We start from the raw sequence: 16354 nt of genomic DNA, 5'->3' as shown, positions 1-16354 counted from the left end.
GTTTGCTCAATCCAGGAAGCAGGGGATCCAAACGGAAGGCGCTTACGAATAGCCCGGGCGACTTATTTCATGTGTCAAGGAGCGCCCTGGTGCTTTAATAAAAGAATCACTAAAACAGAACATTCAGAAGAAGTAGATTATCATGAACAAACAACAGATTTTAACAAAGAAAAGCTTTACCTTTTTTCTTTTTATACTCGCGCTATACCATACAGCAATCGCTCAGGATAGGAATAGCAGCGTGTCAGAAGCGACAGGTCAGCAACTCGATTATTCAAAATTTATACATACAGTCGCTAAAAATAATTTGGGCTACGCCGCCGAAAAATTCAACCTCAGCATTGCTGAAGCCAATATCATTAGCGCCAGGGTGTTTCCTGACCCTGAATTTAGTATGGGCATTTTTGATAATAGTGAACGTACAAAACAACTGGGGCGGGGCTATAATGCGGGAATTGCATGGACACTGGAATTGGGGGCTAAGCGAAAAGCCCGGATAAACCTGGCCAAAGATGAAGCCGAGGTAACCCGTTTATTGCTAGCAGACTATTTCCGAAATTTACGTGCCGACGCTACACTCGCATTTTTAACAGCAAAACAGCAGGCATTATTGGTGAAAATAAACCAAAATTCCTATCAGCAACTTAGGCAATTGGCCACATCGGATAGTATCCGTTATAAATTGGGGAGCATCCCTGAAATAGATTTCCGCCAATCTAAATTGGAGGCCGCCAATATGCACAATACGTTGTTGGCAACAGAAGCAACCTGGAAATCCGCCCTTGTAAACCTTTCCTTATTTATGGCAGACAACTCCCTTACGACAACGGCAGTACCCCCAGATGCTTTCGATCATTTGGACCGGGCATACCGCTTAGATGAACTGGTCCGAGTAGCCCAAAATGACCGCAGCGATCTAAAAGTTGCCCTGCAAAACAAACAGCTTTCACAGCGTCTGCTCCAATTGGCTCAGGCCAACCGGGTAGTAGACCTCGGACTTTCATTTGGCGTCACTCATAATGGAGAAGCACGAAATGAAACTGCCCCAACGCCTCAGTTTACGGCTATAAATGCAGGTATTTCAATTCCGCTAAAGTTCTCGAATTTTAAAATAGGCGATCTTAAAGCCACAAAATTTAAGATCGATCAGGATGAGATTGCCTATCAGGACGTGCTTCTACGCATTCAGATCGAAGTTACGCAAGCGTTCCTCTCCTACCAGGCCGCTCAAAAACAGGTACAGCTATTTGATCGTGCTATGCTATCGGAAGCAAAAGCAATTTTGGAAGGAAAGGTTTACAGCTATAAAAGAGGAGAAACATCCCTACTGGAAGTTTTAAATGCCCAACGGACCTACAATGAAACACAGCTTAGCTATTATGAGGCCCGTTACAATTATGCGATCGCCTTGGTCGAACTCCAACGTACAGCTGGAATATGGGATATTCAGGAGATCTAAGCTGGAGAAATTCTGTTTTTTCCTAGTTTCTTATACATGCTTTTCAAAGAAGGCGAGATCAGTATCAGCAAAAGTATGCTGATACTGATCATGGACATGATCTCATAATAATCCATGGCATAGCGCACAAAGGATTGGATCTTGACCCGCTCAGCAACGAGCTTTAAGGCGGCTGTATGTTCCTTATACTGCAGTCCATGCTGCAAGATGCTGACAGATTCCTGCTGCAGGTACTCCCGAAATAAGGGGTTGTCCACTTCCGTTTGGTCCCTAAAAACCTGCTGGTGCTGGGCATATTCAAACAACTTGAAAAAATTCTGCAAACCGATACTGCTCGTATAGCCCAGGTACCGGATAGCAAGACAGACCGCAGCCGCAGAAGCCCCCAATTGAGGGCTGACACTGGTAATGCAAAATAAGATGGTGGGTACCATAATAAGCCCTACTCCGAGTCCGTGTAAAACTAAGGGTATCCAAAAATGCGCATCATTACCCTGCCCCTCAAAGGAGAAAAACATCCATTGGTGAAACAGCAGCAAGCAACAATAGCCCGAAATCCAGATCCATTTTACGGGGCGTTGCCCAAGCATCCAATACAATGAGCCTAGAACACCAGCGACAATACCAGCGATATTAAACCACTGGATATAGGATAAATGAATAGGATCAAGTTGAATAACCTGTACGAGATATTGATTTGAGATGGTCAAGGAGAAGCGCTCGATATACATCATGTACAAAATCAATAAGCCCAAGAGAAAGTTCCTGTTTTTAAAAATCGCCAAATGAACATACACACGCCTGAGCACCATTTGCCGAACAATAAAAAGAATAAGCAACGCTAGACCTACCCCGAATATGATCAGCATATGCTGATCGTTAAACCAATAAACTTCTTGTCCATACACCATTAAATAGCCAAAACTGACAATCACAAGACTATAGAAAATGCAGCTTGCCCAGTCTAATGAAAACAAAGGGTAAGGGCGTATATGTCGTATGGAGCGCATCGACAGCATAATCAACAATAAACCCGGTACAAATGATAGGGCAGCGTATAGATAGAGCTGATCAAAATTGAATGAATCGATAAATTCAGCCGTGACGAAAGTATTAAATGGGGAGCTGCAGAGTAACATACCAAAAAAGACAGCATAACTTACTTCCTTAGCCCGATCGCTTTTCAACCGTGAGAATATCATGGAGATCGATAAGTTTACGGCAGAAGCAAACAACATCCCTTGGAAAAAGCGCAGGCCATATACCCAGCTGATATCGGTGATGCTGTACATCAAAAAGCAATTCAATAGCTGTAGAAGATTAAAAATAATGTAGTACTGCTTGATGGGAAAGTATAAAAAAAAGCGTCGTTCTAAAACGTAGAATCCAACAAAACCAGCATAAAACAAAATGATCAGGAACTGAACATCACTGGGTTGGGCACCGTAAAATCCAGCGGTGACATTTGTATTTGCACCCGGCAGGAAAAATAAGACCATACTCGGCATCAAGCTACTAAACAGGATAAGCTTGATCAACCACTCCGGTACCCATTCTTTAAAAATTCCTTTCACTATTTCTGCTTTTTTGATACCGACACATTCACATTCATTCCAGAAAGAAGCTGTTGGGCTCCCCTTTGCTTATCCAGCTCGATGCGCACAGGTACGCGTTGTACAATCTTCACAAAGTTGCCCGTTGCATTATCTGGTGGCAAAAGGGAGAATGCAGATCCAGTAGCCGGGGAGATGGAAATAATTTTTCCATAAAATTTTTGATCTGGATACGCATCAGCAACCACCTCAACCCTATTGCCAAGATGCAAATAGCGCAGTTGTGTTTCCTTAAAATTAGCCGTTACCCAGGTTGGGGTTTCTCTATTGACGATAAAGCCCAAAACTTCGCCAGCACTTATCATTTGACCTTTTTCAATCGTACGTTTGCCAATCTGCCCATCGTAAGGTGCGCGAATAACGGTATAACCGACATCAAGGCGTTTGCGGCCGACAGCTGCCGTCAAACGAACACGTTCGGCATCGACCACACCTTTTTTCATATCCACATCATGCACACGTTCCTGTGAAGCCTGTAATTTATGCTTTAACGAAGCCAGTTCACTCTTATACACATCCAACGTCGCTTTTACATCCTCCAGCTGCTGTGCCGTTGCAGACTTTTCCTGAAACAAATAACTATATCGATCATATTCCAACTGTTGCTTGGTTACCCGAGCCTCCCCGGCAGCAATTGAGGTCCGTAAAGATTCATGTTCCGCCTGGAGAATTTCCTTTTGACTATGAAGAACATTGATCTCTGCAGCTTCCTTATTGACGGATGCCGCTACCTGATCAGCCTCATATTTATATTCCTTATTATCTATAAGCAACAAGGTATCACCCCGTTTAACCAATTGATGATCGTGATAATGCACAGAAACCACATATCCTCCTACCCGAGAAACAATGGGATTGATATACTGTGTTACCTGTGCATCATTTGTGTAGGTATACCGCAGTCGCATCCATAATGCTTGAGCGCCCCATAACAACAAGGCCAACAAGACAATTCCGGCCAACCAGTTGGTAATTCGAGTGAGTTGTGCCTCCACAACTGTTCTTCGTGATTTAGGTTTCATTAGATAGTACCCTTCAAAAATTCGATAAAATAATAATGTTTTTGTATCGCAATATGTGCGGTTTCAAGATCAAAAAGTGTTTTTAGGTATTGCATATCTGCATCTAAGAGATCTGTAATCAAAGCCGATGATTTAAAATACCTGTTTTTTATAATTCGTGCATTTTCCTGCGCCAACGCCTTATTGTTTTGACAGACCTCCTGCTGCTTAATAGCCAATTGATAATCCAACAGGGCCTGTAACAGCTGATTTTCCAGAATCTCCTCTTCATGATGGTGTTTTACCTCTTGTCGATCCAATGCGATCTGTGCTCCGCGCACCACGTTTTTATTGAGATAGATAGCCGAGATCGGTATGTTTAATTTGAGTCCTGTGATACTCAGATTATACCAGCTGGGATTATAGGGATACAAGAAGACCTGTGGATTGGCAAAGGTGAATGTACTGGTCAACCCCAACTCAGGAAGATAATTTGATCGTGCCTGTTTGACCGACAACTTCTTCAAAACCACTTCCTGTTCGGATTTTAGGAGGGAAAAAGCATGGCTTCGCGCTTCGGCAACAAGCGCTTCATAGCTGGGGCTTTCCACTTTAAAAGGCTCGGTCAAGGGGATAATCTCTGCTGTAATACCGCCAATTAGCTGCAGCTTCTGATTTGCAGCCTGAATATCATGACCGATCTGCACGAGCAACAGTTCCCGCTTCGAAAGCTCCAACGAAATACGCAAGACGTCACTGTGTAATACCACGCCCGCCTTATACAGATGTTCAATCTCTTTGAGCTGTACCCGTTGATCAGCAATATCCTGCTCGATTAAAGATCGGTTACTATACGACAGTTCCAAATCCAAAAAAAGATTGCAAACCTCCAATTTCGTCTGCGCTGCGGCATTCTTCCAATCGATTCTGGCCAGCTCATTTTCCAATTTTTTGGACTCAATTTTCATTAGGTCCCGATGCCCATTGTAGAGGTTCAGATAAAAATCCAGGCCGCTATCGTACAAGTAATGAATGATATCATGCTGGGAAGGTTTATTTAAAAGCCCCTGGTCATACACAGGCATATTACTCGCATAACTAGCAGAAGCTCTGGCGGAAATTTTGGGTAGCAACTCCATGCGTTGCTGCTGTACTGCCACCTCAGTTTCTTTGAGCTGCAAATAGGACTGCTCGATGTATTTACTGTTCTGTAGCGCTTTGTCGATCATGTCTTTCAGGGACATGCGCAAAGAATCGAGGGCGAAGGTGTCCGAAATAGCGAATACTAACAATCCCATGGTTAGTATTCCTTTTGCCCAATAGGGAGGAAAAAAGTTCACGTGTGCTATGTAATTTTTTTGCGTAGCAAACTTAGACACTTATTGGAACTTGGATTTCTTCACAAACGCCAATATGTTATGGAAAAAAGACATTTTTTCATCAATTCAAACAAAAAGACCAATATCTGCCAAGAAGCCCTTGCAATATCCTTTTTTACAGCACATAAAAAAGGCCTTTCAAATCATGATTTGAAAGGCCTTTCTCGACGGTATAATAATAGATTATCCGTATAAGGAATCTTCTATTGCATTCCACAACTGTATTCTTTTTTGTAGCGCAATTTTACTGATCTCTTTCATTTCTGTCCATTTAACCTCATCGTCCTTCCCGAGATCTGTGATCATCTGCATCGCCAAAGGCCCGTGCTCATCGCCATCAAGGTCAATATGACGTTGAAAATAATAGATAAAGCTATCCAGATTGGCTGTAGGGAAATTTGTTTTAATTTCTTCCAAAATAGAGGTAAACATTCCCGGGATAAGATCTTCGCGTCCAAATGTAAATGCAGCAGCAATTTTATGCACCTCGCCCTCAGCAATCACTTCGAATGTAAAATTCAAAAAGTCTTTGATCCGCTTGTCCAATGTGGTCGTTGCAATGACATCGAATATGTTACTCGATTTTTTGGCGTGAGCAATAAATTTGTTGACCAGATGAAGGTCGGCACCCATGGCATCCATGGCGTCCAGATACATCTCAAAATGGCTCAAACGGCGGCCATCAATATATTCATCCGACTCCTCAGCCAATACAATTTCGTTGATTAGATAGCGTGTTGATGGATTCTCACTCGCAAACCAAGGTAAAGTCGTACAGGTCAATTTAATCTGTAAAGCTTTTAGTAAAGACATAAAATCCCATACAGCGTACACATGCCCTTCTGTAAAAGAACGTAGATTCTTGATCGTTTTGATCTTACGATACAAAGGGTGTTGCAATAATACCTCGCGTTCGGCAGCAATGTATTCGTTAATTTCCGCAATTCTATTCATGGCGCAAAAGTATTGTCTTATCTCTATTTTTAAAAGTATTTTCGATGAGATTACAGTAACATGATAAATTTTTCGCCCAGCTATCCGCTTCATAACCAAATCACAGCCAACAACGCGCCTCGCTTTTGACCTCCCTATTCCTGTTGCTAACGTTCATTTACCCTTAAAAACAAAAATATTTTTTATTATAAAAAATAATCTACTATATTTGTAGAGTATTCAGAATTGCATGATGCAATACCAACCGAGTGCAGGCACCGCGGTGGTAAATTAATACGGGTTTCGACCAAAATAAACGTCGCAGAACGATTATTTTCCCAACAAGATCTGGATACAGTTTATGGTTTAATCCTTTAAATTTTTAAATTGTATGGCTACTACAACAAATCTTTACCAACACTTACTGGAAAAATTCAGTTATTACTCAACAGATGAACTGATACAGCTCAACAATGACACCATCTTAGGACAAGGCTGGGGTTCAGCCAAGGCAACCTTTAGAACAGCTTTGATCAGTACGTTCTCCAAAAGAGGACTGGATCTTTCCAACATCATTTCCAAGGAAGACGGTTTTACCTCGGTGAAGCATGTCCCTGTACGCTTGGAACAGAATGTCCTGATTCCTTTACAATAATCGTTATCGGTAAAAAAAGCGCGCATCGAAAGGACTTCGTGCGCGCTGCTGTGGTTGGTTTAGGAAATTGCCGATTTAAAAGAAGGCGATAATCTTATTATTTATAGTTTGGATTCTGAATTAACACACCTGCGCTTTTCTCAATTTCTGTTTGTGGTAATGGCCAGCGGTAAAATTTGTCTTCAAAATGATAGGGCACTTTACTGTCTTTGACCGCATTGAGTACTTCGCCTGCGATATGCCAACGAATCAGGTCGTAATGCCGTAGTCCTTCGAAAGCAAGTTCAACCCTTCTTTCGTGGCGGATACGGTCGCGCATTTTTTCCTTGGTATAACCGGCAGGAAACCCGGGCATCTGAACGCGGCTCCTCAGGGTATTCATGGCATCGTAAACCGATGGATCTGGTCCGGCAATTTCATTTTGTGCTTCGGCATACATCAATAACACCTCCCCAAACCGCAGTACAACCGCATCCTGTTGGCTCAATGTTGAAAAGCCAAAAGGTAAGTTGGCCGGATCCAAAAATTTCAACACCCCATAACCTGTAGGCCGCGGATTGGACGGTGTATGGATCTTACCGCCGCCAAAGTCGGGATGATCCACGAAAATTGTTTTGCTCAAGCGCGGATCCCTATCTTTGAAGGGATTAGCTCGGTCAGTCAAGGGTGATTCACCATAAGGCAGACCATCTTTGCATTCATAGGTATCCACCAGGTTTTGTAAAGGTGAAGCAGCAATCCAATCGCCTAAATACATGTCCCAGGGGGCTGTATTATTCGGTGCCAAAAAATTGACCGAAAAGATAATCTCGGTATTGTTCTTCTGTGTTGCATCGCGAAAGACATTTTCAAAAGCTGTACTCAGAGTATACTCTTTCATGACATCGGTGCATAAGTCTTTTACCTCTTTCAAAATTGCTAAATCGGGCACCCCTTTGTCGCCATAAGCCGCAAACAGTAAAACCCGTGCTTTCAAGGCTTTTGCTGAACTTGCGGTCGCATGCCCCCCATTATTGAAATAAGGTTTAGCCGCTAAGTTGGCGATCCCAAAATCCAGATCGGCCCGAATCTGTTTTAGAATATTCTCTGCAGTTTCCTTTGGCTGACGCTGATTCTCCAGACTGAGGGAAGTAAGCACAAGCGGCACCTCACCATAAATACTGTACAATTGGAAGTAAACAAAAGCACGGATAAAGCGGGCTTCGGCTTCCATGTTCTTCTTCTCCCCATCGTTCATATCGGAGCCGTTATAGCCCTGAAGCTTCTCGATCAGGCGATTGGCACGTCCTATTCCCACATAAGCATCGTTATAAATTCCGGTTTCATACCCCCCTGTGGTCGGATTTAAATTCCCACCTACGATTTCATTGACGCTACCTGAGTTGAACTGATTGTAGCCATTGTCGGTCAGACAGTCCCGGAAAGGCATCCCATAGGAGAAAGCCTCACTCTGCAATGACGCGTATACACCGGCCAATGCATTATCAAAATCCGATTTTTTGCTAAAATAGTTGTCCGAAGCGATCTGATCCAAAGGATTAAGGTCCAAGGCACTGTTACAGGAACCCAAAAATAGTCCGGATAGCATCAACGCTGTTATAAATTTCTTTTTCATAGCACTTAAAAGTTAACTTGTACACCAAATGAATAAATCTTGTTTTGTGGATACTGTACCAGATCACCATTTCCATAGCGTTCAGGGTCCAAGCCCTTAAATTTGGTCGCAGTAAGGAGGTTATCACCCGAAAAATAAACCCTTAGGCGGTCAATTTTATATTTTTTCAACAGCCCTTCAGGTAAAGTGTATCCGAACACAAGATTTTTCAACCTGAAGTATGAAGCATCCTGTATAAAATAGCTGGAAGCACGGCTGAATTTCTCCGGAGCACTCCAACCCCAATAAATACGGGGCATCGTTGTCGAAGGGTTTTCAGGTGTCCAACGGTCTAACCAGTCTTTTGTCGGCGGACTGCCTTGCACAAATGGGGTTACACCCCAGCCCGAAACATAGGATTTGACGCCATATACCCCTTGTAATAGAGCCGAAAAGTCAAAGCCCTTAAAACTTGCACTTAGATTAAAACTATAGTTCAGTTTTGGATCTACACCGGAAATAATTGTTCTGTCGTTCGCATCGATTTTTCCGTCCCCATTGACATCCCGATACTTAAGATCTCCTGCCAGTGTATTATCATTAAACTGCTTAGGCGACCCCGCTACTTCGGCATCGGATTGAAATATGCCGATGACTTCGTAGGTATAAAAGCTGTCCATCGCATAGCCATTTTTTTTGATCGTATAGCCGCCGATTTCAGGCTCGCCAAATTTGACCAGCTTGTTTTTGAAACGATCGAGGTTTGCACCGAGCTGATAGCGTAAACCTTCCAATGCTCCCGTAGTAATCTGATTACGATAAGTAATTCCCAACTCAACACCTTTATTCTCGACAATTCCATCATTTACGTAAGGTGCCCCCAAACCAACGATTGCAGTAATCTGTGACTGTCTTAGAATATCGGTCGTCCTCTTTTTATACCAGTCAAAAGTGATATCTAAATTTTTAAACAGACTCAGGTCCAATCCCACATCGGTCATCGTTGTTGTTTCCCATTTAATAATCGGGTTGTTTAACCCTTGTTGAGCGACACCTGAATTTAGCGTACTATTATCAAAAGAATAATTTCCGGTAAGTCCCAATACGGGTTGATACGGATAGTTGCCGGTATTCTGATTTCCGAGTTGGCCCCAGGATCCACGGACCTTCAAATTATCCAGCCAACCGGAAGCGAATTCCTTAACAAAAGATTCTTCCGATACACGCCAGCCTGCAGAGAAAGAAGGAAACGCTGCCCAACGGTTTTTACCGTAAAACTTGGAACTACCATCGTAGCGCATATTGGCTTCCAAGAGGTATTTCCCTTGATAATCATAGTTCAATCGGCCGAAATAAGAGATCAGCGCCCATTGGTTGGCGGTTCCGTTTGCCCGTTGAATATCCGATCCCCCCGCATTTAATTCTGTTAGTGTATCGTCGACAAAATTCTGTCTGAAGCCCTGGAGGTAGGTATACTTACTTTTTTCAATGCTATATCCGGCCTGAGCTTTGAGATGGTGTGCCCCAAACGCGCGATCATAGTTGAGGTAAGTAAATAAATTGGTGTATATCGTTTGCTGATCCTGATCCGTAAGGCCCTTTCCAAGATCCAGTGTTGTTCCGAGCGTGCCCGTATGGTAGTAATATTCATCCAACGTTGATTTATAATCCTTGTACTTGTCCATATTGAAATTATAGGCACCTTTGGTATACCAGGAAAGACCTTTAAACAGCTGTACCTCCATCCAAGCCTGTAAATTGGCTGCATAGTCATCGGTATTGTACGTGAATTTCCGATCCAATACGGCCATAGGATTTTTATTGTTGTACTCCCAGTCGTAAGCTTTGTACGTGTACCGTCCGCTACCATCCGGCAAAAATGGGCCATAGGTTGGTGCCTGCGACATGGCCGACAGGAACAGGTCTTTGGATCCGCCTGGAATAGATTCGGTATGTCCTGTTTTGAGCAAGATATTTGTTCCGAATTTAATACCTTCCGAGATTTTGGTTGTCAGGTTGAGGCGGGCGGAATAACGGTCGTAGTTAAAACCTTTGATCATTCCATCCTGATTGACGTAGCCCAAACCAACATTAAAGGTTGTCTTCTCATTTCCGCCTTGGATACCGAGATTATGGGTATAAGTGGGTTTCGTTTGGAAAATAAGCCCCAGCCAGTCCGTATTTGGATATTTTACAGGATCGTTGCTGTTGCGATAGGCAGCAATCACTTCGGCGGGATATAGGCCATCGTTGAGATTGGAATTCTTACGCGCTTCGTTGTATAATTCCATATACTGCGCCGAATTGGTGATCAGATCAAACATTTTCGTGGGCTTATAGATACCCACATTTCCGTCATACTGAACGGTTGTTTTTCCCGATTTCCCTTGTTTTGTCGTAATCAGAATAACGCCATTGGCTGCACGCGAACCGTAGATTGCTGCGGAGGCTGCATCTTTCAGCACGCTGACATTTTCGATATCATTGGGATTAACGTCGGAGAATTTTCCCTGCACACCATCGATGAGCACCAGGGGATCTGATCCGGCGCCACTAAAGGTGCCCTTACCACGAATACGGATGGATACACCTTCATTGCCTGGTTCTCCCGAGCCCTGATTGATTTGTACACCCGGGATTGCCCCCTGCAGCATGGAAGCTGTATTGACAACGGGTCGTTTGATCATATCTTTGCCACTCACTGTAGCCACGGCACCGGTTAGGTTTACTTTCTTTTGTGTACCGTAGCCGACCACAACGACCTCTTCCAAACTCGACGAAGCGTCGTTCAGCTGCACATTCACGGTTCCCTCATTGGCAGCAACAGCCATTTCCCGGGTTTCAAATCCCACTGAAGAGAACGTCAGTACGACAGTTCCACCCGTCAGGCTGAGCTCGAATTGTCCCTGCTGATCCGTTTGCGTTTCCTGCGTTGCATTTTTGACCCGTACTGTCACACCGGGTAGCGGGCGCCCTGTATTGTCCAGCACTTTTCCTTTTATTGTACGCTGTTGACTTATCCTATCAAGGACGGCGGAAGGGCCTTTTTCTGTTGGGGCAAAACGACGGTCTGTCGTCCTTAGTGATGCTGCTGAGCCCGTGTAGGGTACAGCTATCGAAAGACAGAGTGCCATTATACTGGCCTCAGGACCGAAGGACAGGCCCTTGATCAAAGGCCATTGTCTTGTCTTTTCTGTTTTCATATTTACTTTTTTTGTTTATAAGGTGCTTTTATCTTGAAATTTTTGACACAAAGCATCCCCTATCATGCAAAAAATTGCATGATCCAATTCGGTTGAGGACGCTATGTTTTGTTATTTTTCTTTTGTACGATAGGCGATCCAGTTATGATCTATACATACGTTAAGTTGTTGCGGTTTGGCTGAATAAATCTGATAGTTCAGTATCTTACCATCTTTCCATTCCATATCTAGCGTGTGATTTCCCTTGATGCGCATGCCCGTGACCCGGCCTTCTTTTTTCCAGGCCTGAGGAACTGCCGGTAGAAGATAAACCGTATCCTGATGGGACTGCACCAGCATCTCAGCAATGCCAGCTGCTCCACCAAAATTACCATCGATCTGAAATGGGGGGCCTGCTGTTAGCAAATTGGCGTAAACACCACCACCGGCGCCATAATTGATATGTGTATCGACACGTGGGGTCATGAGTTGCCGAAATAATTTATAAGCCCGTTCGCCTTCATGCAATCTGGTCCAAAAGAGTAGTTTATGGGCAATGGCCCAACTCGGTCCATCATCCCCCCGCACATCTAAGCTTTTTTTAGCGGCAAGCTGCCAGTCTGGATGTTCGTCATAACGAATCAGATAGCCTGGATACAAACCGTACAGATGCGAGATATGCCGATGCTGCGGATCCACCTCTTCATAATCTTCAATCCATTCCATGATGCGGCCATCTTTGCCTAGCTGCACAGCTGGTGCTAAACGTTTCAGTTGCGCCGCAACCTGCGTTAAAAAAGGATCCGATTGTTTGCCCAATAATCCTGCTGCATGGATGATATTTTCAAATAATTCGCGTACGATCTGATTATCTATCGTTGGTCCCATCGTGACATTTGCCTGCTGCCCATTCGGGAGCTTGAAGGAATTTTCGGGAGATACAGAGGGCGAAGTCAACAGCCAGCCCTTGGTTGGATGTTCGGTCAGGGCACTGGAGTAAAACTGTGCTGCTCCATAGAGAATCGGGTATATCCGCCGTAGATAGTCCATATCTTCGGTATAGAGGTAATGTTCCCAAAGGTTATTGCAGAGCCAGCCCGAGCCCGCATTGGCAATTCCCCAGGAAGCAGACTCTCCGGGTTCAGTATAGCCCCATACATTGGTGATCACATGGGCTACCCAGCCCGGTGCGTTATAATACGCTTTCGCGGTTTTTGCCCCCGGAGCCATAAGGCCTTCCACAAGTCCCACCAAGGGCTCATTGAGCTCGCCCAAATTGGCCGCACCGAGGTGCCAATGGTTCATCTGCACATTGATATCCAGGTGGTAGTCCCCATTCCAGGGCGTCTGAATCTGATTTGCCCATAAGCCCTGTAAGTTTGGTGGTAGCAAGCCTAAGCGCGTACTGCTGATACTAAGGTAGCGACCATACTGATAGAATAAGGCTGCCAGACCTGGATCCTGATCCGGTTCTTTACCAAAGGCCACCAAACGCTGATCGGTCGGTAAGTCATCTTTCGACTGCCCTAATCGGAGCGACAAACGGTTGAACTTTGCCAAATAGTTTCGTAGATGTTCGGCATACTGCTGGCTATAGGATTTTTTCAACGCCTTTGTTAGCGTTTCAGCTGTCGTACGCTCAAAATCCTTACCTTTAAAATCAGTATCTGTTGCCACGTAAATTAGCACTTCGTCAGCCTGTTGAATAACAATAGATTGTCCTTTTACCAGCTGTTTTCCTCCTTTAATCTGCACGCGGACACGTGTTTTAAACTGCATTCCTTTACCGTCCACGCCATTGTCCAATTGTCCTACCAAAACAAGCTCGCCATCCTCGGTCTTGGCAGTTGCCCTTTCGGGACGGTCAATCTTGATTTCCAGGCTAATCTGTCCTTTTTTGCTACTCTGTAAACGAATAACGCCCAGGTCATCAGCAAAGCTTGTCCAATATTCGCGGCAATACCTGACGCCTTTGAGCTCATAGCTTGTTTTTGCCATCGCCTTATCGAGATCCAATTCCCGGCGATAGTTCTGCACTGCATTGAGATCCGTTTGTCCGTCAAAAGCAAGCATCAGATTGCCGAGCACTTGGTAACAGCCCCATTGCTTGCCGCCCGATCCGGGGCCTTTGCAGATAAAATGCTGGTCTATCAGACGCTGAGCAAGGTCGTTTTTCCCACTTTTGATCAGATTTCGAATACTATCCAAATACCTGCTGGCCTCATAATTATTGGCATCCTGAGGGCTTCCCGACCATAGGGTGATATCATTGAGCACAATATGGTCATTCTTCAATCCACCATCGGGCATCATGCCAATTTTTCCATTGCCCAGGGGTAAGGTCTCCTCCCATTGTTTTGCCGGCTGCCGATACCAAAGTTTGCCGCCCTGCACTTGCCCAAATAAGTTGCCCGAAAAAAAGAAAACCACAAGCGTGCAAAGTAACTGACCTTTCCGAAGATTTATTTTTGATGATCTATTCATGTGGTTTTAGTTTTTTGTCCAGTCATCGGTTCGGAAGGGAGATCCGGGTATGCCGGCTTCGTTGTATAAAGTCAGGTCCGGGTTATCGGCCCAGCCGTAGCGCACTGCGACGGGCGATGGTACTTCCTTGGCAGATACGATCAGCTTATTTCCGACCTGTTTGACTTCTGCAGGATAAAAAACCTGATCGGCACCAGCAATTGTGAAACTACCGTTGCGGTTATCCGTTCCTTTCAGCACCAGTTTTTTGCCCATGGGGTTAAAACTAAGTTCCATTTCTGCAGCTTTTGTCGCCCAGTGCTGAAGGACAGGACCCGAATAAGGGATCTTCTTGCCATAGAGCTGCGCTGTTGCGATCCAGCCAAGTCTTCTACCGACATCCTGCTTATTTTTCGGATGAATATCCTGTGCATCGCCGATATCCGTTATAACAGCCATACCTGTATAAGGCAATTTGAGTGTTTGTCGTTGCGCTTCCCGTAATCTCGCCCAGGAAGAAGGCTGCGGTGTTACACTTTTCGCCTTAAAGTTGGCCAGTTGAACAAAATAAAAAGGCATCTTTTCATTGTTCCACTGCTGGCGCCAGTCCTGAATCAATGCGGGCAGCAGTTGCTGATAAGGAGCGTCTTTTGAATCCGCGTTACTTTCACCCTGGTACCAAATGGCGCCTTTTATTTTAAAATCCACAAAAGGCTTAACCATGGCATTGTAAAGCACAGTAGGTCTGTTGGGACCCTCCATCGCATTAGGTTTTGCGGGCAGCTTAGCCAGATCATAACCTACTTTGCATTTCCAGTCTCCAACCAGAGATAGCTGTTCACCATTTGGTCCTTCCAGTCGCGGCTGTTCTGTACCGCCATATATTCCGCCATCGCCGGCTCCATCAAATACGCGAACGGCGATATGCAATAGGCTGCCGTTGTTGGCCGTTGCAGGAACAGTATACTTCCGAATCTGGTCGTAACCGACAGTTTCACCCACTTTTGTACCATTGACATAAGTGATGTCGTTGTCATCAATCGCTCCCAAAATCAACTTGAGGGGTTTACCTTGCCAATGTGCAGGTAGTTCAACGTCTTTGCCAAAATAAACGACACCATCCATTCCCGGAAATAGGTTCTTGTCAAAAAAGCTCGGAATAGTAATCGTAGACCAGCTGCTTTTATCCAATTGTGGCGCAAACCACTCGCCCTGCGTTGCTGTCTTCATCTGATCCTGCTGTTCGGCGACGCGATTCCATTCGGCCAGATCTTTCGCATAGATTTCCTGTGCATCCGGACGTTGGATTTTCTCAATGGCAGACGTATAGGTTGAAAAAGGTGTAAGTGCCTCCCGGCTCATCCAGGCTTCAATGATTGTTCCGCCCCAGGAAGAATGGATCAGGCCAATGGGAATGCCTGTTTTCTCGTAGATCTCACGTGCAAAAAAATAGGCTGTCGCCGAAAACTCCGGAATACTTTGTGGCGTCACCGGATTCCATCCACCGGACTCCACCTTCACTGCGGTGGTAGGTTGATTGGCTGTTGCTTTTGGAATCTGCAAAATACGAATATTGGGAAAGTTGGCTGCTTTGATTTCCTGCTCAAAGTTATTGATCTTACCCCAGCCCGCCAGGGGCATTTCCATATTTGACTGCCCTGAACAAAACCAGACTTCACCGATCAGAATATTTTTTAGGATCAATTGATCACCATCGTTGATGGTAATTTGGTAGGGCCCACCGTATTTCGGCGTTTCCAGATAGACTTGCCAGCCTCCCTGCTGATCGACCTCAACCTGATAGCTCTTGTTGTTCCAGCTGGTGTTTACGCTAAGTTCCTTGCCGACTGCTGTACTGGTTCCCCAGATCTTGACCTTTTCTTTCTGCTGCAGCACCATATTGTCGCCAATAAAAGCCGGCAACTGTACTTTGGCCTGTAGGGCAGAAAATCCACTGGCAACGCTGAGTAGCAGGGCCAACAAAGTCCGTTTATACTGTTTAGGTTTTATCATGATTTTTGAGTTTGTTGCTCAATTGGGTTTATACATTTAGTGCATCCGAAGTCCCGGCTGTT

At 44.7% G+C, this 16354-nt stretch carries 10 protein-coding genes and 1 riboswitch; of the genes, 2 read left to right on the top strand and 8 right to left on the bottom strand.

Annotation, left to right across the window (positions count from 1 at the left end; all coding sequences use genetic code 11):
- The first annotated feature begins 142 nt into the window (after nucleotides 1-142).
- Nucleotides 143-1459 (top strand): TolC family protein, encoded by a 1317-nt coding sequence (locus HS960_RS26265; RefSeq protein WP_182330873.1) that lies wholly within the window; start codon nucleotides 143-145, stop codon nucleotides 1457-1459.
- Here HS960_RS26265 and HS960_RS26260 read toward each other — a convergent pair.
- The 4 genes from HS960_RS26260 to HS960_RS26245 all read right to left on the bottom strand — a co-directional run bounded on the left by HS960_RS26260 (nucleotide 1456) and on the right by HS960_RS26245 (nucleotide 6406).
- Nucleotides 1456-3033, bottom strand: coding sequence for an efflux MFS transporter permease (locus HS960_RS26260; protein ID WP_182330872.1), 1578 nt, complete (start codon nucleotides 3031-3033; stop codon nucleotides 1456-1458). The two genes, HS960_RS26265 and HS960_RS26260, sit on opposite strands and share 4 nt — an antisense overlap.
- Nucleotides 3033-4094: an HlyD family secretion protein gene (locus HS960_RS26255; protein ID WP_153845204.1), complete on the bottom strand. Its 1062-nt coding sequence runs from the start codon at nucleotides 4092-4094 to the stop codon at nucleotides 3033-3035. Before HS960_RS26255 ends, HS960_RS26260 begins: the two co-directional genes overlap by 1 nt.
- Nucleotides 4094-5371, bottom strand: coding sequence for a TolC family protein (locus HS960_RS26250; protein WP_153845203.1), 1278 nt, complete (start codon nucleotides 5369-5371; stop codon nucleotides 4094-4096). The genes HS960_RS26255 and HS960_RS26250 overlap by 1 nt, the downstream gene beginning before the upstream one ends.
- Nucleotides 5372-5635: 264 nt before the next feature.
- Complete coding sequence (locus tag HS960_RS26245) at nucleotides 5636-6406, bottom strand: DUF3050 domain-containing protein (protein WP_182330871.1); 771 nt, start codon at nucleotides 6404-6406, stop codon at nucleotides 5636-5638.
- A 210-nt stretch (nucleotides 6407-6616) separates the two neighbouring features.
- Nucleotides 6617-6710: riboswitch (SAM-I-IV-variant riboswitch) on the top strand.
- A gap of 66 nt (nucleotides 6711-6776) precedes the next feature.
- Here HS960_RS26245 and HS960_RS26240 point away from each other — a divergent pair.
- The gene (locus HS960_RS26240) at nucleotides 6777-7040 is read left to right on the top strand and encodes a 5-oxoprolinase (RefSeq protein WP_070567048.1); all 264 of its coding nucleotides are present in this window, start codon (nucleotides 6777-6779) and stop codon (nucleotides 7038-7040) included.
- A gap of 97 nt (nucleotides 7041-7137) precedes the next feature.
- On the opposite strand, the gene HS960_RS26235 is transcribed toward HS960_RS26240, so the two are convergent.
- From HS960_RS26235 to HS960_RS26220, 4 genes are all read right to left on the bottom strand, one after another.
- Nucleotides 7138-8655, bottom strand: a complete 1518-nt coding sequence (locus HS960_RS26235) for a RagB/SusD family nutrient uptake outer membrane protein (RefSeq protein WP_182330870.1) — start codon at nucleotides 8653-8655, stop codon at nucleotides 7138-7140.
- Between the two features lie 5 nt (nucleotides 8656-8660).
- A complete protein-coding gene (locus HS960_RS26230) occupies nucleotides 8661-11837 on the bottom strand; it encodes a SusC/RagA family TonB-linked outer membrane protein (RefSeq protein WP_202883720.1) in 3177 nt (1058 codons plus the stop codon).
- Between the two features lie 111 nt (nucleotides 11838-11948).
- Nucleotides 11949-14300, bottom strand: coding sequence for a glycoside hydrolase family 95 protein (locus HS960_RS26225; RefSeq protein WP_182330869.1), 2352 nt, complete (start codon nucleotides 14298-14300; stop codon nucleotides 11949-11951).
- Between the two features lie 6 nt (nucleotides 14301-14306).
- Nucleotides 14307-16292 (bottom strand): sialate O-acetylesterase, encoded by a 1986-nt coding sequence (locus HS960_RS26220; RefSeq protein ID WP_182330868.1) that lies wholly within the window; start codon nucleotides 16290-16292, stop codon nucleotides 14307-14309.
- Nucleotides 16293-16354 lie beyond the last annotated feature (62 nt).

Source organism: Sphingobacterium paramultivorum (assembly GCF_014109745.1).
GTDB lineage: Bacteria > Bacteroidota > Bacteroidia > Sphingobacteriales > Sphingobacteriaceae > Sphingobacterium > Sphingobacterium paramultivorum.
This window is presented reverse-complemented; position numbering and strand designations above follow the sequence as displayed.